The sequence below is a fragment of the Bacillus sp. FSL M8-0077 genome (genome assembly GCF_038050255.1).
GTDB classification, from domain to species: Bacteria; Bacillota; Bacilli; order Bacillales; family Bacillaceae; genus Bacillus; species Bacillus altitudinis.
Genome location: NZ_JBBPAF010000001.1, coordinates 1,465,002 through 1,489,486, shown reverse-complemented (window position 1 = coordinate 1,489,486; position 24,485 = coordinate 1,465,002). Strand labels below are relative to the sequence as shown.

The following is a 24,485-nucleotide window of genomic DNA, read 5'->3' as shown; positions in this document are numbered from 1 at the left end:
ACGCCCATTTCCCACATATAACCATGTAACATTAAGTAGAAACATCATATAATACAAGTATATAGAGAGAACGGAACAAATGGCTGACTAATACTCAAACCGAAAGGAGGCGATCCGCGATGCTTCGTCGTCTGCGCAAGAAAATCCGAAGACAATGGAAGGACATGCTTCGTAAAAAATCGATTGCTTAAAAGGATCTTCCGCACATTTGCTGAAGGTCCTTTTTTCTCTGAGACTTTTCTTATGCGCGTTTTTTTAATATAATAGAATAAGCGAGTGTAACATACGGTATTTAAGGAGAGATTTGGATGATATATAAGGTATTTTTTCAGGCAAGTACGACTGAGGTACCTGTTAGAGAACACACAGATTCACTATACGTTGAAGCGGTTTCTGAAAGAGACGTACGCGATAAGTTGAAAAAACATAACTACAATATTGAATTCATTCAGCCTGTAGACGGTGCTTTTTTAGACTATGAACGAGAAAGTGAAAATTTTAAAGTATTGGAGCTATGAGAGGAATGAAATTTGTAAAAAACGATCAGGCGGCAGTTTTTGCGCTCGGCGGATTAGGCGAGATCGGTAAAAACACGTATGGCGTTCAATTTCAAGATGAAATCATTTTGATTGATGCTGGTATTAAGTTCCCTGAAGATGAACTTCTTGGAATTGATTACGTCATCCCTGACTATACGTATTTAGTTAAAAACGAAGATAAAATCAAAGGTCTTTTTATTACTCATGGACATGAAGACCACATCGGCGGTATCCCTTACCTTCTCAAGCAAGTGAATATTCCAGTTTACGGAGGCAAACTCGCAATCGGCCTACTTCGTAACAAATTGGAAGAGCATGGTCTATTAAGACAGACCAAACTTCACATCTTTGAAGAAGAAGATACGATCAAATTTAGAAAAACAGCTGTGTCTTTCTTTAGAACGACGCACAGTATCCCAGATTCTTATGGAATTGTCGTGAAGACACCTCCTGGTAACATCGTACATACAGGCGATTTCAAGTTTGACTTTACTCCTGTTGGCGAGCCTGCCAATTTAACGAAAATGGCTGAGATCGGGAAAGAAGGCGTTCTTTGTCTTCTATCTGACAGTACAAATAGTGAAATTCCAGAATTTACGATGTCCGAAAGACGTGTAGGTGAAAGCATTGATGACATCTTCAGAAAAGTAGATGGACGTATTATCTTTGCTACATTTGCATCTAACATTCACAGACTTCAGCAAGTGATCGAGTCAGCTGTTGCCAACGGTCGAAAAGTCGCTGTGTTTGGGCGCAGCATGGAGTCTGCCATTGATATTGGACAAGACCTCGGATATATCAAATGTCCAAAAAACACGTTCATTGAACACAATGAAATCAACCGCCTTCCAGCAAACAAAGTAACCATTCTTTGTACTGGTAGTCAGGGCGAACCGATGGCCGCTCTTTCTCGTATTGCCAATGGTACGCACCGCCAGATTTCAATTATCCCTGGAGACACTGTTGTCTTCTCGTCTTCACCGATCCCAGGTAACAATATTAGCGTAAGCCGTACCATTAACCAGCTTTATCGTGCTGGTGCTGAGGTCATTCATGGCTCACTCAATAATATTCATACCTCTGGACACGGCGGGCAGGAAGAACAAAAGCTGATGCTCCGTTTAATTAAACCAAAATTCTTCATGCCGATTCACGGTGAGTACCGCATGCAAAAAACGCATATTAAACTTGCGAATGATTGCGGAATCCCTGAGGAAAACTGCTTTATCATGGATAACGGTGAAGTTCTTGCACTGAAAGGTGACGAAGCAAGTGTTGCTGGCAAAATTCCATCAGGCAACGTGTATATCGACGGTAGCGGTATTGGTGATATCGGCAACATCGTGTTAAGAGACCGCCGCATTCTATCAGAAGAAGGTCTTGTCATTGTTGTTGTCAGCATGGATATGAAAGAATTCAAAATTTCTGCAGGTCCTGATTTAATCTCAAGAGGTTTTGTCTACATGAGAGAATCTGGAGACCTCATTAATGACGCGCAAGATCTCATTTCAAAGCATCTTGAAAAAGTAATGGAACGCAAGACGACTCAATGGTCAGAAATTAAGAACGAGATTACTGACACTCTTGCTCCTTTCCTTTATGAAAAAACAAGACGCCGCCCAATGATCTTACCGATTATTATGGAAGTGTAATGACGCACAAGGAGACACAGCCAATTGGCTGTGTCTCTTTTTTATGCGCAATAAAAAAACCCGCATATCTGTACGATACATGCGGGTTCGGTCATTGTTTTATGATTGAATCGGGAGATGTTGAAAACTTCTCACATCAAACAATCCTTGTGTTGTCATTTTCACATCTGGAATGACTGGTAGTGCCAAGAAGGATAATGTCAGAAACGGATTAAAGTCTAAGGCAAAGCCTGTTTCATTTAACGCTTCATGGAGTGCATGAAGGCTCTCATTGACCGTATGTGCAGGTTGATCTGATAATAAACCGGAAATCGGTAATGGAAGCGTATGAAGAACTTCTCCGTCTTTTACAACGGTTAAACCGCCCCCTGCTTCTTTTAACGTCTCAATGGCTTTAATCATATCCGCATCATTTGTGCCAACGGCAATTAAGTTATGCGAATCATGGGCAACTGTTGTTGCAATCGCCCCCTCTTTTAAGCCGAAGCCACTGACAACCCCTATCCCAATTTCAGATAGACCTTTATGGCGTTCGACAAGTACTATTTTTAATACATCTCGATCAGTATCACTAGTAAATTGTCCATCGCTACCAGAAGGAGATATTTGTTCTAATTTCGTTTCAAGTTGATTCGGTATAATGCGGATGACATTCATCTTTTGATGATTTGTTATAGGCAGCGTTAAATCTTTCTCTTGAACGTCCACTGCATGTACCGATTGCATGAGCGAAGAACTTGGCGTGATCTTGTCGACACTTGGCAAATATTCTCCATGATCAGAGACCAATTCTCCTGCGATAAAGACACTTGTCATTCGTACCTCATGTAAGTCAGAAATGAGCATAAAGTCCGCATCAAAGCCTGGTGCAATCGCTCCTTTTGTATTGAGACCGAAACACTCCGCTGCGTTTAAACTTCCCATTTGATAGGCTAAAAAGGGGTCCAATCCTTCTTTTATCGACATCCGTACTTGTTCATCAATACTTCCTTGAGCCATTAAATCATCTAAATGTTTATCATCCGTACAAAAGAAAAAGCGTCTTGCATTCTTCTCATTGACAGCAGGTAATACTTTTTTTACATTTTTAGCAACAGAGCCTTCTCTCAGCATGACATACATGCCTCTTTTGACGCGTTCAAGGGCCTCTTGAGCTGTTGTCACCTCATGATCTGTTTGGACATTAGCTGTTCGGTACACGTTAATTAATCGGTCCGTTAATCCTGCTAGATGGCCATCAATGAGTTTATGTTCATGTTGAGCATCAAGCAGTTTTTGAAGCATATCTTCTTCCGCTTGCTCCACCGCGACATAATCCATCACTTCGGCAAGACCAAGCACTTCTTTCTCCTCATAAAGAGGCTTTAAATCTTTTGCTTTTAGCGTAGCACCTGATCGTTCAAAGCTGACTGCCGGTACACAGGATGGCAGCATGAAATATATATTTAAAGCAGCTTTTCTCGCTTCTTCGAGCATAAAACGGATACCTGCAACACCGGATACATTGGCAATTTCATGCGGGTCTGTTACAACAGTTGTCACACCGTGAGGAACGACAGCTTTGGAAAATTCAGCAGGAGTCACCATCGAGGATTCGATATGAACGTGGCCGTCAATGAAACCAGGAACAAGCATCTGACCTGCTGCATCCAGCTCCTGTTCTCCCTCATACTCCCCAATTCCTACTATTTTTCCATTTTCAACAGCGACATCAGCGTCTATCCATTCCTGGTTAAACACGTCCATAACCTTCGCATGTTTAATCACTAGGGCTGCTTTTTTTCTCTTTGCAGCTACCTCAATTTGATGTCTGAAAAGCTCCTTATCCAACGACACTGCCTCCTCCGAGTAAACAATATAATGTTTCTTATCGTAAACGAATCTGTTTGCCCAGTCAATGACATTTAGAGAAAATCAACCATATCAAAAGATTGATTTTTATTTCTGAATAGTGATAATTGGCTGACAAATAACCATGATCTATTTTGCTGTTCTTTTAGAAAGTAAACGGGGTCATTTCCACTTTTTTCTCTTCCGCAATGTCCACCCGATATGGACACTTCTAAAGCAAAAAACACCCCTTCTCGGAGTGTTTAATAGTCGTTCTGCATTTCCCGTTTTTCAAAGCGTCCGATATCTGCCACTGCCCCAATGACAATGAGGATATCTTCTTTTTGAATCATTTCATCTGCGAGCGGTGAAACGATCACTTCTTTCCCGCGCTTAATTGCCACGATATTGATCCCGTACCTTGCACGAATGTCGAGATCAAGCAAAGAGTGCCCAGCAAGTCTGCTGTTGGCTACAATTTCAATGAGGCTGTACTCATCTGACAGCTCTAGATAATCAAGCACGTTGTTAGAAATAATTTTATGTGCAATCCGTCTGCCCATGTCTCGTTCAGGATGGACAATACGGTCCGCACCAATTTTATTCAAAACCTTTTCATGGTAGTCATTTTGAGCTTTCACTGTGACCATTTTGACACCAAGTTCTTTCAGCATAATCGTTGTTAAAATACTCGCCTGAATATTTTCACCTATCGCCACGATCACATGATCAAAATTGCGAATGCCTAGGTTTTTTAGGACTGATTCGTCCGTCGAATCACCAATCACGGCATGTGATGCGATTTTAGCATATTCGTTCACACGATCTTCATTCATATCCATGGCCATGACTTCAAGTCCTTCTTCGCTTAACGCCTTGCAGATACTTCCACCGAAGCGTCCAAGACCAATGACTGCATATTCCTTTTTCATGTTCAGACTCCTTTTATATCACTTACCATGCATTTTACTACGGTTTGATTAATGAATCCATATGCGACCGTATTTTTTTACGGAACGCTTCACTTAAGTAAAGGTCTGCTCCTTTTTCGATTTCACTGCGATAATGACCAGGAGGCGCAATTTCTTCGCTCTTTTTTAAAACGAGAAAAGTTAAGCAGTCCTCATACACTTGATCACCTACTGTGACATCGACAAATGCTGGACGATAAGTCCCTTCATTTACACCTTCTCGTTTGTACAAATAACGAATGGCATCAAAAGGCACTTCATATAGAACACCCTCTGTTTCTCCGCCGTCTTCTACCATATCTGCTCTTGATCCATCAGGACGCACCAATGTAAACCTTGTGGTAAAACGATCAAGTGTGCCGCCGCCGATGATTTGTTTGAAATAATGATCCACTTTCGCAAGCTTAAACCTTGCATCATCCATGCAAGACCCATAGGCAAAATAATAGAAGGAAGACGGTTTGCGCTCCCATAGTTGATATGACTTCCAGCAGCCGCTTTCAATCTCCTTCAGACTCAATGCCTTCTGCTTACCTATTGTATAAGCAACGGCAACCCTTGGCCCCTGGTCTGTCATAACTTCTGTTTCCTGCTGGTCATACCCTTCCTCTAGCTCATCTATCTTATGCAGCGTTTCATCACTGACCTCATACAATTCTCCATATACTGTGTTTTGTTCCGAGACAACACACACAGGGTAACCCTTATCTGTATCGTACAATCTCCCTTTTATCCAAGCAGATGCTGCCAATGGACTACTTTCTTTCATCAATACCTCGTGATATTTTTCATGCTTTAAAAGCGTCCCATACACAAATAAAGTCTTTGTCTCCTTCATCATCACACATCACGTCCTCTCACCTTCCTGCTATCTGCTTTTTTGATACACAGGTAAGTAAATATCAAAAGCCGTCCCTTTTCTGAGCTCGCTCTTTACATCCATTCTTCCATGGTGATCTTTTAAGATCGTCGCACAGATCGTTAAACCAAGTCCTGTACCTTCTTTTTTAGTCGAAAAGAAAGGATCATATATTTTCAGAACGTCCTCTTCGGACATTCCCTTTCCTTCATCTTGAATCGTGATTTTCCATTCATTCATTACTTTTTCTGTTGATATGTATATACTGCCACCTTGAGGCATCGCCTCGATCGCATTTTTGATTAAGTTAATGAACAGCTGCTTCATTTGATTGGCGTCTGCTAATATCGTGCCAGCATCCTGCTTTTTAAATGGCTGTTTGAGATCAATATTTGAAAGAATGGCATTTGTGTTTAATAAGGTAATCACCTGCTCTAGCAAATCATGGAGCTGTACTTCTCGAAATTGAACCGATTGAGGTTTTGCTAAGACAAGCAGCTCACTTAAAACAAAATCAATGCGTTTAATTTCAGAAAAGATGATATCAAAATAATCGGTTCTTTCAGGATATTGTGTTTTCATCAGCTGCAAAAATCCATTGACTGAGGTGAGCGGATTTCTGACTTCATGGGCAATGCCAGCAGCTATTTGTCCTGCAACAGCCAACTTTTGTGCCTGCATTTGTAATTGCTGATTTGATCTTTCAAGCTCAAGCTTTGCCTGCTTTTGTTTCGTGATATCTGCAACCGTTCCAATACCTCCAGTAAACTGGTGCTGTTCATCGAAATAAAGCTTATAATGCACATCTCCCCATACCTTTTTTCCTTCTTTATGGAGAAGCTGCAGCTCCACCCGCCCCTCATCCTTATGCTCTTTGATCACAGATAACAAATGCTGAACGACATGCTCTTCTTGATCAAAGTACTGATTGTACATCGTCCCTAGACATTCCTCTATGTCGTACCCCGTCATTTGTTTCCATGCTTGATTTAAAAAAATGATTTCACCTTTTTCATTGGTTTCAAAGACGATTTCTTGCAAGTTATCTGTTATTCGATTCAGCCGCTCTGTCAGTTCGTGTGCTTCTTTTTCTCGTTTATTTAAATCTGATACAAGTAAATTCAGCCGGTCCACATAGCCTGAGATGATCCAAATACCGGCCAAAACAACGACTGTAAAGGCTAGATCGAGCGGCCAATTAATGTGATAGCCACTAAGATAATAAAAGAAATCCCAGCTCAAAATTAATATAAATGCAAGAACGGATAACAGGATCCGTACTTGATATGTTTTGTTCAAATAATTCCACCTGCCGCCCTGAGATTCTTTGTCAATTGTACCATTTTCCACTTATTTTTTGAGGGAGATGCGGCATTTTTAAGGAACTTTTTTAGAAAAAATAGCCTGTTCTCAGCACAATGGGAGAGAACAGGCTATTATATTTACTGCTGAAGGGCTTCTTGAAGCTCTTTTAGCAGCAGTTCTGCGCCTTCAGCGCTTAATGTAATTTGACCATTTCCATACTCATGGTTCTCAGAAGTAATCTCACCAGTCATCAGGCAGACGCCCTCTGGCTGATATTTTTTCAAGACGATTTTCTCTCCATCTATAAAAAATTCCATACTGTCTTTAATAGCGATATCAAGTGCTCTTCTCAATTCGATTGGCATCACAATACGCCCTAGTTCATCTACTTTTCTTACAACTCCGATAGATTTCAATTTCGTTCCCTCTTTCTTTCATTTGCTCAAGATCAATCTGTTTTTCACCAATTGATATATCGTAGACGTAAGAGATTCTTAAAAGGTTTCTCCTGCATAAAAATTTTTTTCAAAATCGAAAAACCAAAGGGAAAATTTATTGTGATTGTCAAAATGAGACTTGAATTTTACAGATTCATTTCAAGGTGATCACACACCCCCACAAATGACACCCGGTCTTTGAACTTTTAAATGTAAAATTGTTTAATACAGCAAAAATAGAGATTGGGTGAAAACATGTTTCAAAATGCCGAAATTGGAATTGATTTAGGAACAGCTAACATATTGGTTTATAGTAAAAATAAAGGAATTATTCTCAATGAACCATCCGTTGTGGCAGTCGATACGGAAACAAAAACTGTCCTTGCAGTGGGGTCAGAAGCAAAAGAGATGATTGGGAAAACACCTGGAAAAATTGTAGCGATCCGTCCGATGAAAGATGGTGTCATCGCTGATTATGATATGACAACCGATTTACTCAAACAAATTATGAAAAAAGCAGGAAAAAATATTGGGTTTACCTTTAGAAAGCCGACTGTGGTTGTTTGTACACCATCTGGTTCAACAGCTGTCGAACGCCGCGCGATCAGCGATGCTGTCAAAAATTGCGGGGCAAAGCATGTGCATTTAATTGAAGAACCCGTCGCAGCTGCAATCGGTGCTGATCTCCCGGTGGACGAGCCTGTTGCCAACGTCGTTGTCGATATTGGCGGAGGCACGACAGAGGTAGCGATCATTTCATTTGGCGGGGTTGTCTCTTGCCACTCGATCCGAATTGGCGGAGATCAACTGGATGAAGATATCATTACTTTTGTGAGAAAGAAATACAATTTACTGATCGGTGAACGGACAGCTGAGCAGGTAAAAATGGAAATTGGTTATGGACTCATTGAACATGAACCTGAGTCATTAGAAGTACGTGGACGCGACCTTGTCACAGGTCTTCCAAAAACAATTACACTTGAATCAACGGAAATTCAAGGTGCTATGCGAGAATCACTTCTTCATATTTTAGAGGCGATTCGTGCTACATTAGAAGACAGCCCTCCAGAACTGAGTGGTGATATCGTAGACCGCGGCGTCATTCTAACTGGCGGTGGTGCACTATTAAACGGCATTCAAGAATGGCTCTCTCAAGAAATTGTCGTCCCAGTTCATATCGCAGCAAATCCACTTGAATCTGTTGCCATTGGAACGGGTCGTTCATTAGAAGTGATCGACAAATTGCAAAAAACATTAAAATAATCTTCATGTTCTACTTCTTTTTTCATCATTTCGATCATATCGTGATGAATGGATAAACGTGAAGGAGGAAGAACATGTTGCTTGATTTAGGTAAACGGGTCGTTGTCACAGTCATTTTAACCGGTATTATTTTAGGAGGAATGAGCCTGTCGTTTTCACATATGCCCCCTTCTAATGCACAGCCTGTGAAACAACTGAACCGCTAAAAAAGCCGCACGAAAGCGGCTTTTTTATTTTGCTTCGGGACGGCCCCCATTTTCCTTTTCGGTCTTAAATCTGATATGATGAACATGACTAAAGGAGGGTTTTTTATGAGTTCATTCGAAAAACAACTAGATCAATATGCAAAAACCATCGTTGAAGTAGGTGTAAATGTTCAAAGTGGTCAAGAAGTGGTCGTATCTGCGTTCACTGAATCTGTAGACCTTGTCCGCCTTGTGGCAAAACACGCATATGAGCGCGGAGCGAAAAACGTACATATCCGCTGGAGTGATGGCGTTCTTACCCGTTTAAAATATGAACATGCCCCACAAGATGTGTTTGAGCAATTTCCAGAATGGGAAGCACAGATGATGGAAACCATCGCAAAACGTGGCGGTGCTTTTATTACGATCTTGTCAGAAAGCCCTGATCTTCTAAGTGGTATTGACTCGAAAAAAATTGCTTCACAGCAAAAAGCTGCAGGTTCAGCACTTCATACATATCGTCAATACGTTCAATCTGACAAAGTCGCATGGACAGTCGTCGGTGCTGCATCAAAAGATTGGGCGAAAAAGATTTTCCCTGAGCATGCAGATGAAGACGCTGTTGCATTATTATGGGACCAAATCTTTAAAGTCGCCCGCGCTGATCAAGCAGATCCTGTGGAGGCTTGGAAAAAGCACGATGAGTCGCTAAATGAAAAGGTCAAAATCCTAAATGAGCGCCACTACCACAAGCTTCATTATGATGCTCCTGGCACTGATTTAACGATTGAGCTCCCTGAGCAGCACATTTGGGTAGGTGCCGGCAGCGTGAGTGAGCGCGGCGTCTCTTTCATGGCTAACATGCCGACAGAAGAAGTCTTTACTGTACCTAAAAAAGACGGTGTAAATGGGACTGTCTCAAGCACAAAACCGCTCAGCTATGCAGGAAATATCATTGATGAGTTTACTTTAACATTTGAAAATGGCCGAATTGTCGATGTGAAAGCGAAGGAAGGCGAAGACATTTTAACTTCGCTCGTTGAAACAGATGAAGGCTCTCATTATCTAGGTGAGGTTGCTCTTGTACCAGATGATTCACCAATTTCTAACTCCAATATCCTCTATTACAATACACTTTACGATGAAAATGCATCCAACCACCTTGCCATCGGCAGCGGTTATGCATTTAATATCGAAGGCGGTAAAGAGATGAAACGAGAGGAATTAGACGCAGCGGGTGTGAACAGCAGTATTACACACGTCGATTTCATGATTGGTTCAAAGGAAATGAATATTGATGGGATCACAAAAGATGGTAAACGTGAACCGATTTTCCGTAATGGAAATTGGGCTTTTTAAAGAAAAAAGACATCCTCATGTGGATGTCTTCAGGCTGTCGAGAAAATCTCGACAGTTTTTTTGTAGTTTTAAATACACCGTATATTGAATAAATCCCAAATGAAAAACACCATATATCGTTTCTCGGACAGTTCAAAAGACAAAAATGAGGGTTTTGTGGACATCTTGTCTTAAAAACCCTCACTTTCTCTTCACGCTGAGACATCCTCATGTGGATGTCTTTTCTTTATGTTTATGCATACAGCTCTTGTAGTCTTTTTTGGATGTCTTGATCTGATAAGAACTCATCATAAGTTGTTTGTTTATCAACGATGCCGTTTGGCGTCACTTCGATAATCCGGTTTGCAACTGTTTCAACAAACTGATGGTCATGAGATGAGAAGAGCATAGCCCCTTTAAAGCTCATTAGACCGTTATTCAGCGCTGTGATGGACTCTAGGTCTAAATGGTTCGTCGGCTCGTCTAACAGCAAAATATTCGCTCCAGACAGCATCATTTTTGATAACATACAACGAACCTTTTCTCCACCTGATAAGACGCTTGCTTTTTTCTTCACTTCTTCCCCAGAGAAAAGCATACGGCCTAAGAAACCACGCAGGAAGCTTTCACTTTGATCATTAGGAGAATATTGACGAAGCCAATCAACAAGATCTAAATCGCTTCCTTCAAAATATTCACTGTTGTCTTTAGGGAAAAAGGCTTGAGATGTTGTCACGCCCCATTTAAACGTCCCGCTGTCTGGCTCCATTTCACCAGCAAGGATTTTAAATAAAGTAGAGACAGCAAGCTCATTACGGCTTAAGAACGCAATTTTATCCTCACGATTCATAATAAAGCTGACGTTATCCAGTACTTTTACACCGTCAATCGTTTTTGATAGACCTTCTACTTGAAGGACATCATTTCCGATTTCGCGCTCTGGCGCAAAATGAACATAAGGATATTTACGAGAAGATGGTTTAATGTCATCTAGCGAAATCTTATCAAGCAATTTCTTTCTTGATGTCGCTTGCTTCGATTTAGATGCGTTCGCACTGAACCGAGCAACGAATTCTTGAAGCTGCTTAATCTGTTCTTCTTTTTTCTTGTTGGCATCCTGGCTGAGTTTTAATGCCAGCTGGCTTGATTCATACCAGAAATCATAGTTTCCGACATACACTTGAATTTTTCCAAAGTCAAGGTCTGCAATATGCGTACATACTTTATTTAAGAAATGACGATCATGCGATACGACGATGACGGTATTTTCAAAGTTAATGAGGAACTCTTCTAACCACTGAATGGCTTGTAAGTCCAAGTGGTTCGTTGGCTCATCGAGAAGGAGAACGTCAGGTTTACCGAATAAAGCTTGTGCTAAAAGCACTTTTACCTTTTCAGATCCGCCAAGCTCAGACATTTTCTTCGATTGCAGGCTCTCTGGAATGCCAAGACCTTTTAATAGGATCGCAGCTTCACTTTCCGCTTCCCACCCGTTTAACTCAGCAAACTCACCTTCAAGCTCTGCTGCACGAATCCCGTCTTCATCTGAGAAATCAGGTTTCATATAAATCGCATCTTTTTCCTGCATCACATCATATAGACGTTTGTGACCCATGATGACGACTTTTAACACTTCAAACTCTTCGTATTCAAAGTGGTTCTGTTTTAAAATCGCTAAACGTTCACCAGGACTCATATGAACATCGCCCGTTTGAGCTTCAATTTCTCCAGAAAGAATCTTTAAGAACGTTGATTTACCAGCTCCATTGGCACCAATTAGTCCGTAGCAGTTGCCAGGAGTGAACTTAATATTTACTTCTTCAAATAATTTACGATCAGCAAATCGCAAACTAACATTATTCACTGCAATCATTTATTAATCCTCCATCACTCATTCATCATTATGAAGTATAACATGAATAACGATTGATAGAAACGTCTCTCGCTAAGAACAAAGGCTTTTTGTCCAATATGGTATAATAAGTGGGAATGTTTTTATTGAAGGAGTTCGGGCGATTTGAGATTACTCACACTCATGGAATACTGTTTATTGATTTTCTTTATGGGCATTTATTTATCGGCGACTGGCTTTAATGCAAGGGACTTTGGCCTTTATATTGGGCTTGTCCTCATTTACACACTGGTCCACATCTTTTCAAAACGCTTTTTACAAAAGCGTGGAAAAGACAATGTGAAAATCGGATTATTCCGTTCTGTGTTGGCGATTACCGGGTCCGTTTTCGCTTCTGTATTGGCCATTGTTATCATTGTCACGATGCTCACACCAAATTAAAAACGACCCTACATGAAGGGTCGTCCATTCAAGCACCTTTCTTACGCATTGAGAAAGGTGTATTTATTGTGTTTGTCGAATATCGCCAAATGGGAAGAAAACAAATTCTGATGTGCCGACAATACGATCCTTTTCAATGAGTCCGAGTCCATTTCGACTGTCCATGGAATTCAGTCTGTTGTCACCCATGACAAAGTAATCGTTCTTCGGTACTTTCACTGGACCAAAATCTCCTGTTAAATGTACCTCATACTCTTTGGCATGCGCCTTGTTCTCTTTTAAATAAGGCTCATCTACTTTTTTACCATTAATGTAAAGCGTATCATCCTTCATTTCAATCGTGTCGCCTGGAAGACCGATCAATCGTTTGACATAATGAATTTTCTGACCGTCTTTTCCATTAATAATCACGATGTCACCACGTTTGACTCCTCCGAGATAGTTGATGGTTTTGTTGACAAACAGCTTTTCTCCATCATGAAGGGTTGGTTCCATTGACTCTCCTTCCACCACATACGGCTCAAAAATAAACGTACGGATGATGAGGACGAGGGCAAGTGCAATTAAAATGGCTTTGATCCATTCAAACAGAGAACTTTTCTTCTCTTTTTTGGCTTGTTTCGCATCAGATTGAATGTCATTTTCGTTTTGTTTGTTTTCTTCGTTCAAAATACTGCTTCCTCCTAAGACTTTCTGCTAAAAGACTTGAAACGCGAATTGAATAACTTTACTTTATCACATGTCATTTAAAAATTCACAAGACAACTATTCAATTAGATATTTTTTCCTAATTTATTGATAATTAAACAAAAAGAAGCACCGCTCTTCACGATGCTTCTTTTCAAATTAAGCTTCTTGTCGGACTGGTTTTTTTAGAATTCCGAGAAGTAGCGCTGTAACAATGGCACCGATTAAGATGCTGATGATGTAAAGAACTGGATGGTTTGTTACCCAGAAAACGAATAGTCCGCCGTGCGGTGCAGGGAGCGTCACTCTAAAGAATTCTGTTAATCCACCTGCAACTGCTGCACCAATCACAGCTGAAGGAATGACGCGCAGAGGATCTGCCGCTGCAAACGGGATCGCCCCTTCAGTAATGAACGCAGCTCCCATGAAGTAACATGTAATACCTGCTTCGCGGTCACGTTTAGAGAATTTGTTTCTAAAGATCGTTGTCGCTAGGGCAATTCCTAGCGGCGGCACCATTCCGCCTGCCATAATCGCAGCATGCGGTGCATAGTTGCCAGCAGCAATCATCGCAAGACCAAATGTGTAGGCCGCTTTGTTAATCGGACCACCCATATCAATGGCCATCATACCAGCTAAAATAATCCCCATTAATACAAGGTTCCCCGTACCAAGTGATTCAAGCCAGTGTGTTAATCCGTCCATCACCATTTTAACAGGTGTGTTGACGATGTAATGCATGATAATCCCTGTAAAGAAAATACCGAACAATGGATAGAGCAGAACTGGTTTAATACCATCGAGCGACTGTGGTACAAAGGTGAATACTTTTTTGAGCAGCACCACAATGTAACCAGCAAGGAAACCAGCAATCAATCCGCCTAAGAAGCCAGCACCTGCTGCAGAGGCCATAAATCCGCCAACCATACCTGGTGCGAAACCTGGACGGTCTGCAATACTCATTGCGATAAATCCAGCTAATACAGCAACGATTAAGGCAAGTGCATTATCTCCGCCAATCCCTTTTAATACAGCTGCAAATGAATTGAAAGAAGGATCTTTAGGGTCAGCTGAGTTAATTCCCCAGAAGAATGAAATCGCAACGAGGATACCGCCCCCAACAACAAACGGAAGCATGTTGCTTACACCGCTCATTAAGTGCTTATAGAATCCACTTCTTCCCTTACCTGACGATTCATTTTCATCTTTTGAAGAACTGCCGCCTGAACCTTTATAAATCGGCGCATCTTGATTGATGGCTTTTTCGATCAGTTCTTGCGGACGGCGAATTCCAGCTGTCACAGGTACTTCAATGACATGTTTGCCTTTAAAGCGTTCCATTTCAACTTGTTTATCAGCTGCCACAATAATAGCTGGCGCTTCTTCAATTTCTTTTGCTGTCAGGGCATGTTTAATTCCACTAGAGCCGTTTGTCTCAACTTTAATGTCAACGCCCATTTCTTTTGCTTTTTCTTTCAAAGCATCTGCGGCCATAAATGTATGCGCGATGCCTGTTGGACAAGCTGTCACCGCTAAAATTTTAGCAGGTTTTCCCGGTGCAGCCGGTTCCTCTTTGACTTCCTCTTCTTCATCGTCTTTATCATGTGTATTGATAATTTCAATGATTTCATCTTCAGTAGCCGCTTCAAGAAGCTGCTTTCGGATCTCTTCACGCATGAGAAGTGTGGATAAACGAGAAAGTGCTTCTAAATGCGTGTTGTTTGCGCCTTCAGTTGCTGCAATCATAAAGACAAGATGACTTGGCTGTCCGTCTAATGATTCATAATCTACACCGGCTGTTGAACGGCCAAATGCAATGGCAGGTTCTTTCACACTTGCTGTTTTCGCATGAGGAATCGCAATTCCTTCTCCGATTCCCGTAGAGCTTTGTTTTTCACGATTAACAACAGCTGCTTTGTAGCCTTCTTTATCATTTAATTTACCAGCTGTATCTAATACAGTGACCAGTTCTTCAATAACGGCTTCTTTTTGCTGGCTGTCTAATTGAAGCTTCATCGTATGCTTCGTGAGTAGTTCTGTAATTTTCATGATGACTCCTCCTTTAAATGCGTGTGACTTTTACTTGTGGCAATAATGTATCGACAAGCTCTTTTGTTCCAAGTTCCTCAGAAAATGCTGTAGCACTTCCTGATGTGACGCCAAGCTTAAATGATTCTTCTATGGAAAGGCCTTTAGAAACGCCAGCTAAGAATCCTGCAACGACTGAATCCCCTGCACCAACTGAGTTGATCAGCTTGCCTTTTGGAACATTAGATTGAAAGATCCCTTCCTTACTGAATAAGAGAGCGCCGTCTCCAGCCATGGATACAATGACATGTTCAGCGCCTTGTTCCAACAGCTTTTTCCCATAAGGAATAGCTTTTTCTGCAGATGAAATACTGGTTTCAAACATTTCACCTAACTCATGATGGTTTGGTTTCATTAAGAATGGTTTCAGCTCTGCTGCTTTTTTTAAGGCTTCTCCAGAAATATCAAGTACTACTCTTACCCCTTGCTTCGCACATACCTCACCAATGCGCTCATATGTGTTATGAGGCAGTGAAGAAGGAATGCTGCCTGCTAATACAACGACATCGCCTTCTGTTAATGAAGTAAATTGGGATAAAAACGAATCGAACTGTGCTTCAGTAATACTTGGACCGAGCCCGTTGATTTCTGTTTCTTCACCTGTTTTCAGTTTCACATTAATACGTGTATCTTCTGACACCTCATGAAAGGCTGTTTGTAATTGTTCGTTTTGTAAAAAGTCTTGAATATATTTGCCTGTAAAACCGCCAATGAATCCAAGTGCTTTTGATTCAACACCGTGCCGTTTTAAAAGCCTTGAGACATTGATTCCTTTACCACCTGGATATTTTTTGTCATAGGTTGAACGATTTAAACCGCCGACCGCAAAATCCTCCACGTGTACGATGTAATCAACTGATGGGTTTAAAGTAACTGTATAAATCATGTTTTCACTACCTTTATAACCGTTTTTTCATGGTAATTATCGAATGAATCCTCTTTTGCGTCGTTTGTGATAATGGTGGCTTCCTGTAAACTAGCAAAGGCTGAAAACGATATTTCGCCAAACTTTGAGGCATCTGTTAAGATGTAGGTTTTTTTCGCCTGCTTCATGGCTCTTTTTTTAATGAGCGCTTCTTCTGGATCAGGTGTTGTAAACCCTGCCTCGGGATGAATGCCGTTCGTCCCAACAAAGCTTTTGTCAAAACGGTAATTTTCCATAGCTGTCAAAGCTGCGGCTCCCACCATGGCTCCTGTTCGATGTTTCACCGATCCGCCTATCAGGTAAAAAGAAATGCCTTTTCTCATGAGTGCTTCAATGTGCATGACACCATTTGTCACCACCACGATATCTTGATCTGGATCGATAAAGTCAATCATTTGCTGTGTTGTCGTACCAGCATCTAAGTAAATACAGTCGCCTTGTTTTAAAAGTGACGCAGCTTCCTCTGCAATCAATGACTTTTCATGAAGGTTTTTGGCAGATTTCTCAAACACATCTGGTTCAAGACGAATACTAGATATTTTAGCTGCTCCTCCGTGAACTCTTTTAAGAAAGCCTTTTTCTTCGAGGGCTGATAAATCTCTTCTAATTGTAGATTCAGACGCATCCGTCATAATCGTTAAGTCCTGTATTTTGATGACATCGTTTTCTTCTAAATAGTCGATGATAAGTTGATGTCTTTCTGGTGTTAGCAATGAAAACACCCCCTTTTGAAAACGTATTCATTTTGCGCGCACCTTTATTGTAATCGCTTTTTTCAACATTATCAATACAAAACAATCAAATACATTCAATAACTATCAAAATCTTTCACAATGGTCATCTTACCTTTATATGTACCATTTGTAAACTGAAAAATATGTGACATTGAGAAGAAAGTCATGATATTAGCATTTCTATCATTTTTCATTTCATTCAATTGAACGAAAAAAAGCCTTTATGCGTTTTGCATAAAAGCTTCAGGCGCGGTGCAGCAGGCAACATATCTCGTTCTACCTTCTTGTCAGTCCCTTGGAAGTTAGCTTTAGGATTATTCATATCTAAGCGATTCAATAGGATTGAGCCTCGCTGCTTTATTGGCAGGAATCAGTCCAAAAATAATACCAATGAGCATACTAAACAGGACGCCTCCACATACGATTTGCCACGATACAAGAGAAGGCCATCCTGCAAACAGTGACACAAGCGAAGCACCTCCTAAGCCAAGCGCGATTCCAAGTAACCCGCCGATCAGTGTAAGGACGACAGACTCAATTAAAAACTGAACGAGTATTTGAGCCCTAGTTGCCCCAAGTGCCTTTCGAATTCCGATTTCTCTTGTTCTTTCTGTGACAGATACGAGCATAATATTCATGACACCAATGCCGCCGACAAGTAATGAGATTCCAGCAATTGAGCCAATGATTGTTGTCATGACTGACGTAATTTGACCAATGCCTGCTGCAATCTCTTCCAGATTGATCATTTCGTAAGCATCTTCTGTATGGTGATTTTCATTTAAGCGTGCAGCCGCACTCTTTCCTACTTCTTTCATTTGATCAGCATGTGCGACTTGAATAGACAACTTATCATATTCTTTCACACCAAATGCAGTTGTCAGCATTGCAAAAGGGACATATATTTCATTCATATCAAATGAAAACAGCCCTTCCTGTTTTGCTAAAACTCCGATCACCTCAACCGGCTGTCCATTCATCCAAATCAACTCGCCTACTGCCTTCTCTCCATTAAATAATTCTTTTTGTATCCCTTCTGAAATAACAGCTGCCCTTCTTCCGCTCCTAAAATCGATTTCACGTAAGTCCTGTCCTTCTGCTATATGTAATGAGTGTACATTCGTGTAGCCTTCATTAATCCCATTGACCGTTGCATCTATTGTTGTATCTTGGAATCTTAATTGCATGCCTTGTGCAGTGGAGGAGGCAACCTGTTTAACCCCATTCAATGCTTGAACACTTTGAATGTCTTCTTCAGTAAATGTGGCTTCAAATAACACATTAGGATTCGCATTTAACTCCTCATCAGAGGGTGTATAGGTCATATCAATGGTATTGTTTGGCCCTGAAATTGATTCTTTTAGCATTTGCTCTCCGCCTTGACCGATGGCAACGACTGCAATCACTGATCCAACCCCAATAATAATTCCAAGCATTGTTAAAATAGACCGCAATTTATGAGCTAGGACAGAATTCAGCGCTATTTTGATATTTTCAAAGAGTTTCATTCATTGCGTCTCCTTGTATCAATCTATCTTGAACGAGGCGTCCATCTCTTACAACGACTATCCGGTTTGTATACGCAGCTATTTCTTCTTCATGAGTAACTAGCACAACCGTTGTTCCTTCCTCATTGAGCTTTGTAAACTGTTCCATAATCGAGCCGCTCGTTTTTGAATCAAGAGCGCCTGTTGGTTCATCTGCCAAGATGAGCTTCGGCTCATTGACAATCGCACGTGCGATGGCTACTCTTTGCTTTTGCCCCCCTGACAACTCGTTTGGCATATGCTTCATTCGATCTGCCAAACCAACCTTTTCAAGTGCCATTTCCGCACGTTCTTTTCTTTCCTTTTGACTGATACCAGCGTAAATCATCGGAAGTTCAACATTTCGCCTCGCATTTAATCTAGGCAGTAAATGAAATTGTTGAAAAACAAAACCAATGGATCGATTTCGAATCACTGCCAGTTCTTGATCCTTTGCTGCCGACAGCTCCATACCTTGAAAATGGTACTGTCCGGAGGTCGGGTGGTCCAAACAGCCAATGATATTCATTAACGTTGATTTTCCAGAGCCGGACGGGCCCATAATGGACATATACTCGCCTTTACCAATGACAAGGTCCACATCACTTAATACATCAAATGTCTCCTCAGCGACTTCGTAGCTTTTTGTCACGTTTGAAAGCTGAATCATTCAGCATTCACTTCCATTCCGTCATACATGTCATCTGATGGCTCTGCAATGATTTGATCTTCTTTTGTTAAACCTTTCGTCACTTCAAGATCATGACCTGACGTTTCACCTAATGTCACTTTTACTTTCTTCAGTGCATTCTTTTCAACAACATAAACGTATGAACCATCTTTCTCTTTTTTCACGGCTGTTTCAGGAATTGTGAGCACTTGACGCTTGTCCGTTTCAATTTCCATGATCATTTTAAAGCCTGGTTTTGCATCCGGCTTTTTCCCTTTTATTTCAATTTCGACTGGATATTGTACCGTTTGATCACTTGCAGCTGTTTCTGCTGTTGACTGGGCAGGCACAGCGCCCACTTTTTTCACCACTCCTTGCCAGCTCTTTCCGCGAATGACATCAGACGTTACCTTTACTTTTTGTTTCTTTTTGACTTTCATAGCGTCATACTCAGTGATTAAGCCTCGTACGATCATTTTTTTCTCATTGCCAATATGGATCACTGGCTGTCTCTCTTCTAGCTTCTCTGCGCCAGCATCTTGCTCTATGGAGATGACTGTTCCTTCAATTTTGCTATGTATCGTTAAATCTTCTATTTGTGCCTTTATTTTTTCTTGGTTAAGCTCCGCTTGTTTTTGCTCTAATTCAGCGGCTTTGAGTTCGAGTTCAAGCTGATCTCGCTCGTTTTTCGAATCAGAGCCCACCTTTTTTTCCTGGTTTTCATCTAATGTATTGAGTCTCTTTTGTAATTGTTCAAGCTTTAGTGTACTTGATTCAGCCGCAAGTGCTTGCTGCTGTTCTTCAAGCTCCAGTTCCTTATTTTCATATGTAAGGAGCGGTGTTCCAACTTTCACCTTTTCTCCTTCTTTCACAGCGATATGATTCAGGTTTCCCTTCTCCTCTTCTGTATAAATGAATTGCTCCTCCGAGAATGAAAGTGTTCCAGGCGTCATCACCGTAGAAATTATTTCTTTTGATGCAAGTTGGACTGTTTTATATGATGCCGTAGAGGCAGGCTTTGATTGGTTCTTTGCCATATTAAATCCAATAAATAGACCAATCACAATAATGATAATCGATCCGATGATGATTTTCTTTCTCATAAAAATATTCTACCCCCAGCTTAATGACATGTTAATAGTGATTGTGGTTCCTACATATTGAAAAATTAAAGATAGTACATAAAAGACGATTACAATGATCCAAGATATTCTTGGCGAAGTGCGACCGACTTTGATCAATAAAAAGCCTATTAAAACAAGATTCCAGATCACAAAAAGATCGATATTCGCTAACACGGCATCCCATGAACCAGACATTCGAATGAATGCGTTTAATGAGGTAATCGTGATATCTTTTGGCACATGAAAAAAAATGATCGCCAAATGAGAAATAATCGTACCAATGATCGTAATGGGCGTGATATACAGTACACCTGAAAACAGCTGATGGAATGTTGCATCACCTTTTGCTAAAAAGACGATGAGCTTGTATACGGCAGCGTTAATGATTATCCCAATGACCAGACCAATGAGCGTGATCACATAAACAAAAGGTATCGGCAAAATTAAATCTGCCCACAAGCCTTCATTCACTAGCTGAGACAAATAAGTGACCACTACTGTTAAAACAAGTACACATGATAAAGGCCACCAAACGAATGGATGTTCCCACACTCTTTTCAAATGCTCTGATGGTCTTATGCTTACTCCAATCATTGTGGGTTTTGGCGTTGTTTCTTTCATCAAATGTCATCCCTCTCCATGTGCTGTAAGTATGAAAACGTTTATTCATACTCTTGTTGTTTCTATTTTATCAAAAGATTGCCAAAAAGTGATAGATCATTTGATTTTCTTATTTTCATAGTGATAGGATGGAAATTATTATTCTATTTTCATGAACGACATCCTCAAAATGATACCTTGATCCGACCATATTCATATTAAAAAATCATGATTTTACTGACTTAAAAACATTTTATGAAGTAAACAACATGTCTTTCGGAATAAATATCCTTTTCCTTGGAATTCGGATGGTCTCAGTTAGACACAACGATTTTTTGTTATAATATTCCTAGTAATTTCGATGAATCCCGGCTTTATAGGACTAAGTTTAGCGCCTTTTATAGAACAGATGAGCCTTTAGTAACAATACTTTCATATTAAAAAAATAAAAATAAAAGGATTTTACTTGATCAAATGTTATTTTTTCATATAATGTAAAATAGAGGTAGGTTAAATGATAGTGGAAATGGAGTCAAGTGAATGTTAAGAGAAAAATTGAAAATGCAATTGATTTTACTTTATGAAAAGGAACAAGAAGCATGGCAATACTTTCGAAAGGAAAGAGAACTGATTTATCATGAGCTCAAATTACTCGATATGAAAGAGAGCAGACCTTCTAATGACAAAATATACTACGCTGCAAGGTGTGTAGATATTATTAAAGAAAAAAAGGGAAGCATCGTGAGCACAAAAGAACTAAAAGAGCAGCTTCAAGCGCAAACAGATTTCAATGTGAGACGAATCAGCGAATTGTATGACCTCATTCAACAGCTCGATCCTCACATTTCTAAAGCACGCCGGGGATGTTTTATTTACGAAGATCATTCCCAAGTACCTCTCCAAGCTTTTCACACATAAAAAAATTGGTTACAGCCGCTGGCCATAACCAAATCCTCTAATATCTATTATCCACCACTTACAGGAGGAATGAGTGCAACAGTGTCCCCGCTACGCACTTCAGCATTTCCCCTCGTATATATTTCGTTGACTGCAACCATCACGTTTTGTGCAGTATCAACACCATATACCTCCTGTAATTCTATTTTAATCTCATCAACCGTTGTTTGATCTTTTTGAATGATGATTTGTTGTTTACCGGCCTTCTCAGCAAGGCCGGCGAACAATAATACGCTAATCATGCCGCTTCCCTTCTTTCTCGTTAAGTTGGAGAGCACTAGGTTTTCCCTCAGGGTAAGAAACGGTTTCAAGCTGATCACCTATCCAAGCCTCCCCATCTTCCCAGTATTCCTTTTTCCAAATAGGAACAATTTCCTTTATTCGTTCAATCGCATATTCATTGGCTTCGTATGCAGCTTTCCGATGAGGGGATGAAACAGCTATTGCCACTGCAATGTCACATATCTCAAGAGTGCCAATACGATGCACAATGGCAGCTTCTGTTTCAGGCCAGCGTTTTTTAATTTCTTGTCCAATTTGACTCAACATATTTTCCGCCATTGGTATGTATGCTTCATATGTTAAACGCAGCGTTTTTTTGCCATTTGTCCATTCTCTTACCGTGCCTATGAATGTCGTAATGGCTCCCGCTTTGCGTCTTGTGACATGCTGAATCAATTCATTCACATCAATTGGCTCTTTTGTGATGTTAAAAAGTTCATTCATACGAGGCTTCCCCCTTCAATAAATTAAAAGCAAATGTGATCCCGCGCTTGTCAAATGCTGAAAACACAGGAAACGGGTATTTCTCAGTGAATTGTATTTCTTTATTGAAATAAATGGCTGCTTGTATATGAGAAAGTGTCGAAAGATCAATGAGTTCCTGTTCGTCTTTGACACACAGGATTTTGCGGTAAGGCGCCTGTTTGTATCCTTCGATCAAGACGGCATCTAAAGGAAGATGCTGACACATGTTGACTAGTTGTGCAAACGTCATGTGCTGCATGAAAAAGTGACATTCACCTTCTCCCTCCACACCAGCAGCAAACGCACCTGCTTGAATATATCGATCTGTATCTTTTTGTTTGAACAGACGGTCTGGTTTTCCGCCATGTCCATGATGTTTCAAGCAGCCTAGCTTCATTTCTTCTTCATCCGCCAGCTGACATAATTTTTCGACCAGCGTCGTTTTACCACTATTTTGATAGCCCACGACTTGTAGAATGTTTAATTTGTCATCCAACATGGAGCACCGCCTTCGTGGTGAAATAGCAGAACGCTGACTTTGTCACCTGCACTAAACCCTCTTGTTCCTCCGGGCAAAACAATGAAACAATCAGCATGAGCAATAGATGTCACCGCACTAGATTTATCAAGACCTGTTGGTGTCACACTCAGCTGGCTGCCAGCGAAATCAAGTGATGCTCTAACAAATCGTGTGAACGGATTGGCTTTTGGAAAATCATGTGTCAGCTTCGCCTCAGCAAAAACGGGAAATGGATTTTCTTTCAAACACCATTTATAAATGATCGGTTTGACAAATAGTTCAAAGCCAACAAAACAGGCAGCCGGATTTCCTGACAGACCATAAAGCAATTGACCATTAGGCAACGCAGCAACGGTCGTCACACTTCCAGGTCTCATGGCCACTTTATTAAACAACACATCTGAACCAAGTTTTTCATAAATAGCAGGTAAAAAGTCAAAATCACCTACCGATACACCACCTGTTGTGATGAGCATATCAACTTTGCTTAAGGCTGCTTTTACTGCTTCATAGCTTTGATCAAAATCATCGGATACACCGCCTAAATCAAGCGGTTCCCCTCCAGCTTCAAGAACCTGGGCGTAGACCATACTCAGGTTACTGTTTCTAATTTTACCGTCCACCATGGCATCACTTACTTGTAGGAGCTCGGTACCTGTTGAGATGATACCGATGACCGGTTTTTTGACGACTGGCACAACCGCATACCCGAACGTTGCCAATATCGCCGTCACGCCTGGGGTTACTTTTGAGCCTTTTTTGATCATGACGTTCCCTTTGAGGGTCTCTTCTCCTTGCCGAGAAATATTGTTTCCCTTTTTCAGAGGTCTTTTAAGTGACATCATTGATTTGCCGTCTTTTTCAAACGTTTTCGTCAATTCGAGCATGATCACAACATTTGCTCCTTTTGGAATCTTCGCTCCTGTCATGATGCGAATCGCTTGAAAAGGACCGATCGTTTTTGCAGAAACAATACCTGCCCCAATATGATCAATGACCTCAAATTCAAGTGGATTCTCACTTGATGCTTCCTTTGTATCTTCTGCTCGAAGTGCAAAACCATCATACGGAGAACGATCAAAGGCAGGAACATCGTGATCTGCTAAAATATCCTCTGCAATCCATCTTCCAAGGCTGTTCTTTAAAGGAACCCATTCGACTTGTCCATGTTTTTGAAATTGGTGGACTTTCTTTACTGCCTCTTCTACTGGAATTGGCTGTCGTCTTTCCATCAC

25 protein-coding genes are annotated in these 24,485 nt (G+C 40.8%); 7 read left to right on the top strand and 18 right to left on the bottom strand.

Annotation, left to right across the window (positions count from 1 at the left end; genetic code table 11):
• Positions 1-308: 308 nt before the first annotated feature.
• Both NST57_RS07650 and rnjA read left to right on the top strand, forming a co-directional pair.
• On the top strand, positions 309-518 hold the full coding sequence (locus tag NST57_RS07650) for a DNA-dependent RNA polymerase subunit epsilon (protein WP_008345114.1): 210 nt from the start codon (positions 309-311) through the stop codon (positions 516-518).
• Positions 519-523: 5 nt separating this feature from the next.
• Positions 524-2,191 carry a ribonuclease J1 gene (rnjA, locus tag NST57_RS07645; RefSeq protein ID WP_142154938.1) on the top strand — a complete coding sequence of 556 codons (1,668 nt, stop codon included), beginning with the start codon at positions 524-526 and terminating at the stop codon, positions 2,189-2,191.
• Positions 2,192-2,290: 99 nt separating this feature from the next.
• Here rnjA and ade read toward each other — a convergent pair whose 3' ends face one another.
• The 5 genes from ade to NST57_RS07620 form a co-directional block, all read right to left on the bottom strand.
• Positions 2,291-4,021 (bottom strand): adenine deaminase, encoded by a 1,731-nt coding sequence (gene ade, locus NST57_RS07640; RefSeq protein WP_142154937.1) that lies wholly within the window; start codon positions 4,019-4,021, stop codon positions 2,291-2,293.
• Positions 4,022-4,284: 263 nt separating this feature from the next.
• The gene (locus NST57_RS07635) at positions 4,285-4,953 is read right to left on the bottom strand and encodes a potassium channel family protein (protein WP_008345123.1); all 669 of its coding nucleotides are present in this window, start codon (positions 4,951-4,953) and stop codon (positions 4,285-4,287) included.
• 37 nt (positions 4,954-4,990) lie between these two features.
• On the bottom strand, positions 4,991-5,833 hold the full coding sequence (locus NST57_RS07630; RefSeq protein ID WP_341298350.1) for a gamma-glutamylcyclotransferase: 843 nt from the start codon (positions 5,831-5,833) through the stop codon (positions 4,991-4,993).
• A 27-nt stretch (positions 5,834-5,860) separates the two neighbouring features.
• Complete coding sequence (locus NST57_RS07625) at positions 5,861-7,150, bottom strand: ATP-binding protein (RefSeq protein WP_142154935.1); 1,290 nt, start codon at positions 7,148-7,150, stop codon at positions 5,861-5,863.
• A 143-nt stretch (positions 7,151-7,293) separates the two neighbouring features.
• Positions 7,294-7,572: an AbrB/MazE/SpoVT family DNA-binding domain-containing protein gene (locus tag NST57_RS07620; protein ID WP_008345129.1), complete on the bottom strand. Its 279-nt coding sequence runs from the start codon at positions 7,570-7,572 to the stop codon at positions 7,294-7,296.
• A 276-nt stretch (positions 7,573-7,848) separates the two neighbouring features.
• On the opposite strand from NST57_RS07620, the gene mreBH reads away from it, so the two are divergent.
• The 3 genes from mreBH (at position 7,849) to NST57_RS07605 (ending at position 10,400) form a co-directional block, all read left to right on the top strand.
• On the top strand, positions 7,849-8,856 hold the full coding sequence (gene mreBH / locus NST57_RS07615; protein ID WP_017359401.1) for a rod-share determining protein MreBH: 1,008 nt from the start codon (positions 7,849-7,851) through the stop codon (positions 8,854-8,856).
• Between the two features lie 74 nt (positions 8,857-8,930).
• Positions 8,931-9,062 (top strand): protein YkpC, encoded by a 132-nt coding sequence (locus NST57_RS07610; protein ID WP_003210922.1) that lies wholly within the window; start codon positions 8,931-8,933, stop codon positions 9,060-9,062.
• 105 nt (positions 9,063-9,167) lie between these two features.
• A complete protein-coding gene (locus tag NST57_RS07605) occupies positions 9,168-10,400 on the top strand; it encodes an aminopeptidase (RefSeq protein ID WP_341298349.1) in 1,233 nt (410 codons plus the stop codon).
• Positions 10,401-10,632: 232 nt separating this feature from the next.
• Here NST57_RS07605 and NST57_RS07600 read toward each other — a convergent pair whose 3' ends face one another.
• Positions 10,633-12,252, bottom strand: a complete 1,620-nt coding sequence (locus NST57_RS07600) for an ABC-F family ATP-binding cassette domain-containing protein (protein WP_019743117.1) — start codon at positions 12,250-12,252, stop codon at positions 10,633-10,635.
• 144 nt (positions 12,253-12,396) lie between these two features.
• Here NST57_RS07600 and NST57_RS07595 point away from each other — a divergent pair, with 144 nt between their 5' ends.
• Positions 12,397-12,672, top strand: a complete 276-nt coding sequence (locus NST57_RS07595; RefSeq protein WP_008345136.1) for a hypothetical protein — start codon at positions 12,397-12,399, stop codon at positions 12,670-12,672.
• A gap of 63 nt (positions 12,673-12,735) precedes the next feature.
• On the opposite strand, the gene lepB is transcribed toward NST57_RS07595, so the two are convergent.
• From lepB to NST57_RS07555, 8 genes are all read right to left on the bottom strand, one after another.
• Positions 12,736-13,308: a signal peptidase I gene (gene lepB, locus NST57_RS07590; protein ID WP_026050084.1), complete on the bottom strand. Its 573-nt coding sequence runs from the start codon at positions 13,306-13,308 to the stop codon at positions 12,736-12,738.
• 210 nt (positions 13,309-13,518) lie between these two features.
• The gene (locus NST57_RS07585) at positions 13,519-15,408 is read right to left on the bottom strand and encodes a PTS fructose transporter subunit IIABC (protein WP_341298348.1); all 1,890 of its coding nucleotides are present in this window, start codon (positions 15,406-15,408) and stop codon (positions 13,519-13,521) included.
• A gap of 13 nt (positions 15,409-15,421) precedes the next feature.
• Complete coding sequence (pfkB, locus tag NST57_RS07580; protein WP_341298347.1) at positions 15,422-16,333, bottom strand: 1-phosphofructokinase; 912 nt, start codon at positions 16,331-16,333, stop codon at positions 15,422-15,424.
• The gene (locus NST57_RS07575; protein ID WP_142154932.1) at positions 16,330-17,085 is read right to left on the bottom strand and encodes a DeoR family transcriptional regulator; all 756 of its coding nucleotides are present in this window, start codon (positions 17,083-17,085) and stop codon (positions 16,330-16,332) included. Before NST57_RS07575 ends, pfkB begins: the two co-directional genes overlap by 4 nt.
• Positions 17,086-17,420: 335 nt before the next feature.
• The gene (locus NST57_RS07570) at positions 17,421-18,614 is read right to left on the bottom strand and encodes an ABC transporter permease (RefSeq protein ID WP_341298346.1); all 1,194 of its coding nucleotides are present in this window, start codon (positions 18,612-18,614) and stop codon (positions 17,421-17,423) included.
• The gene (locus NST57_RS07565) at positions 18,601-19,302 is read right to left on the bottom strand and encodes an ABC transporter ATP-binding protein (protein ID WP_041092425.1); all 702 of its coding nucleotides are present in this window, start codon (positions 19,300-19,302) and stop codon (positions 18,601-18,603) included. The genes NST57_RS07570 and NST57_RS07565 overlap by 14 nt, the downstream gene beginning before the upstream one ends.
• A complete protein-coding gene (locus tag NST57_RS07560; RefSeq protein ID WP_341298345.1) occupies positions 19,299-20,405 on the bottom strand; it encodes an efflux RND transporter periplasmic adaptor subunit in 1,107 nt (368 codons plus the stop codon). The genes NST57_RS07565 and NST57_RS07560 overlap by 4 nt, the downstream gene beginning before the upstream one ends.
• A gap of 9 nt (positions 20,406-20,414) precedes the next feature.
• The gene (locus NST57_RS07555; protein ID WP_341298344.1) at positions 20,415-21,047 is read right to left on the bottom strand and encodes a YIP1 family protein; all 633 of its coding nucleotides are present in this window, start codon (positions 21,045-21,047) and stop codon (positions 20,415-20,417) included.
• A 519-nt stretch (positions 21,048-21,566) separates the two neighbouring features.
• Here NST57_RS07555 and NST57_RS07550 point away from each other — a divergent pair.
• On the top strand, positions 21,567-21,944 hold the full coding sequence (locus NST57_RS07550) for a Rok-like winged helix domain-containing protein (RefSeq protein ID WP_142154927.1): 378 nt from the start codon (positions 21,567-21,569) through the stop codon (positions 21,942-21,944).
• 47 nt (positions 21,945-21,991) lie between these two features.
• Here NST57_RS07550 and moaD read toward each other — a convergent pair whose 3' ends face one another.
• From moaD to NST57_RS07530, 4 genes are read right to left on the bottom strand one after another with little or no spacing between them, the layout of a single operon-like run.
• The gene (gene moaD / locus NST57_RS07545) at positions 21,992-22,225 is read right to left on the bottom strand and encodes a molybdopterin converting factor subunit 1 (protein ID WP_008345159.1); all 234 of its coding nucleotides are present in this window, start codon (positions 22,223-22,225) and stop codon (positions 21,992-21,994) included.
• Positions 22,218-22,709 carry a molybdenum cofactor biosynthesis protein MoaE gene (locus NST57_RS07540; protein ID WP_142154926.1) on the bottom strand — a complete coding sequence of 164 codons (492 nt, stop codon included), beginning with the start codon at positions 22,707-22,709 and terminating at the stop codon, positions 22,218-22,220. The genes moaD and NST57_RS07540 overlap by 8 nt, the downstream gene beginning before the upstream one ends.
• Positions 22,702-23,229 carry a molybdopterin-guanine dinucleotide biosynthesis protein B gene (gene mobB, locus NST57_RS07535; protein ID WP_142154925.1) on the bottom strand — a complete coding sequence of 176 codons (528 nt, stop codon included), beginning with the start codon at positions 23,227-23,229 and terminating at the stop codon, positions 22,702-22,704. The genes NST57_RS07540 and mobB overlap by 8 nt, the downstream gene beginning before the upstream one ends.
• Positions 23,211-24,485, bottom strand: coding sequence for a molybdopterin-binding protein (locus NST57_RS07530; RefSeq protein WP_200831220.1), 1,275 nt, complete (start codon positions 24,483-24,485; stop codon positions 23,211-23,213). The genes mobB and NST57_RS07530 overlap by 19 nt, the downstream gene beginning before the upstream one ends.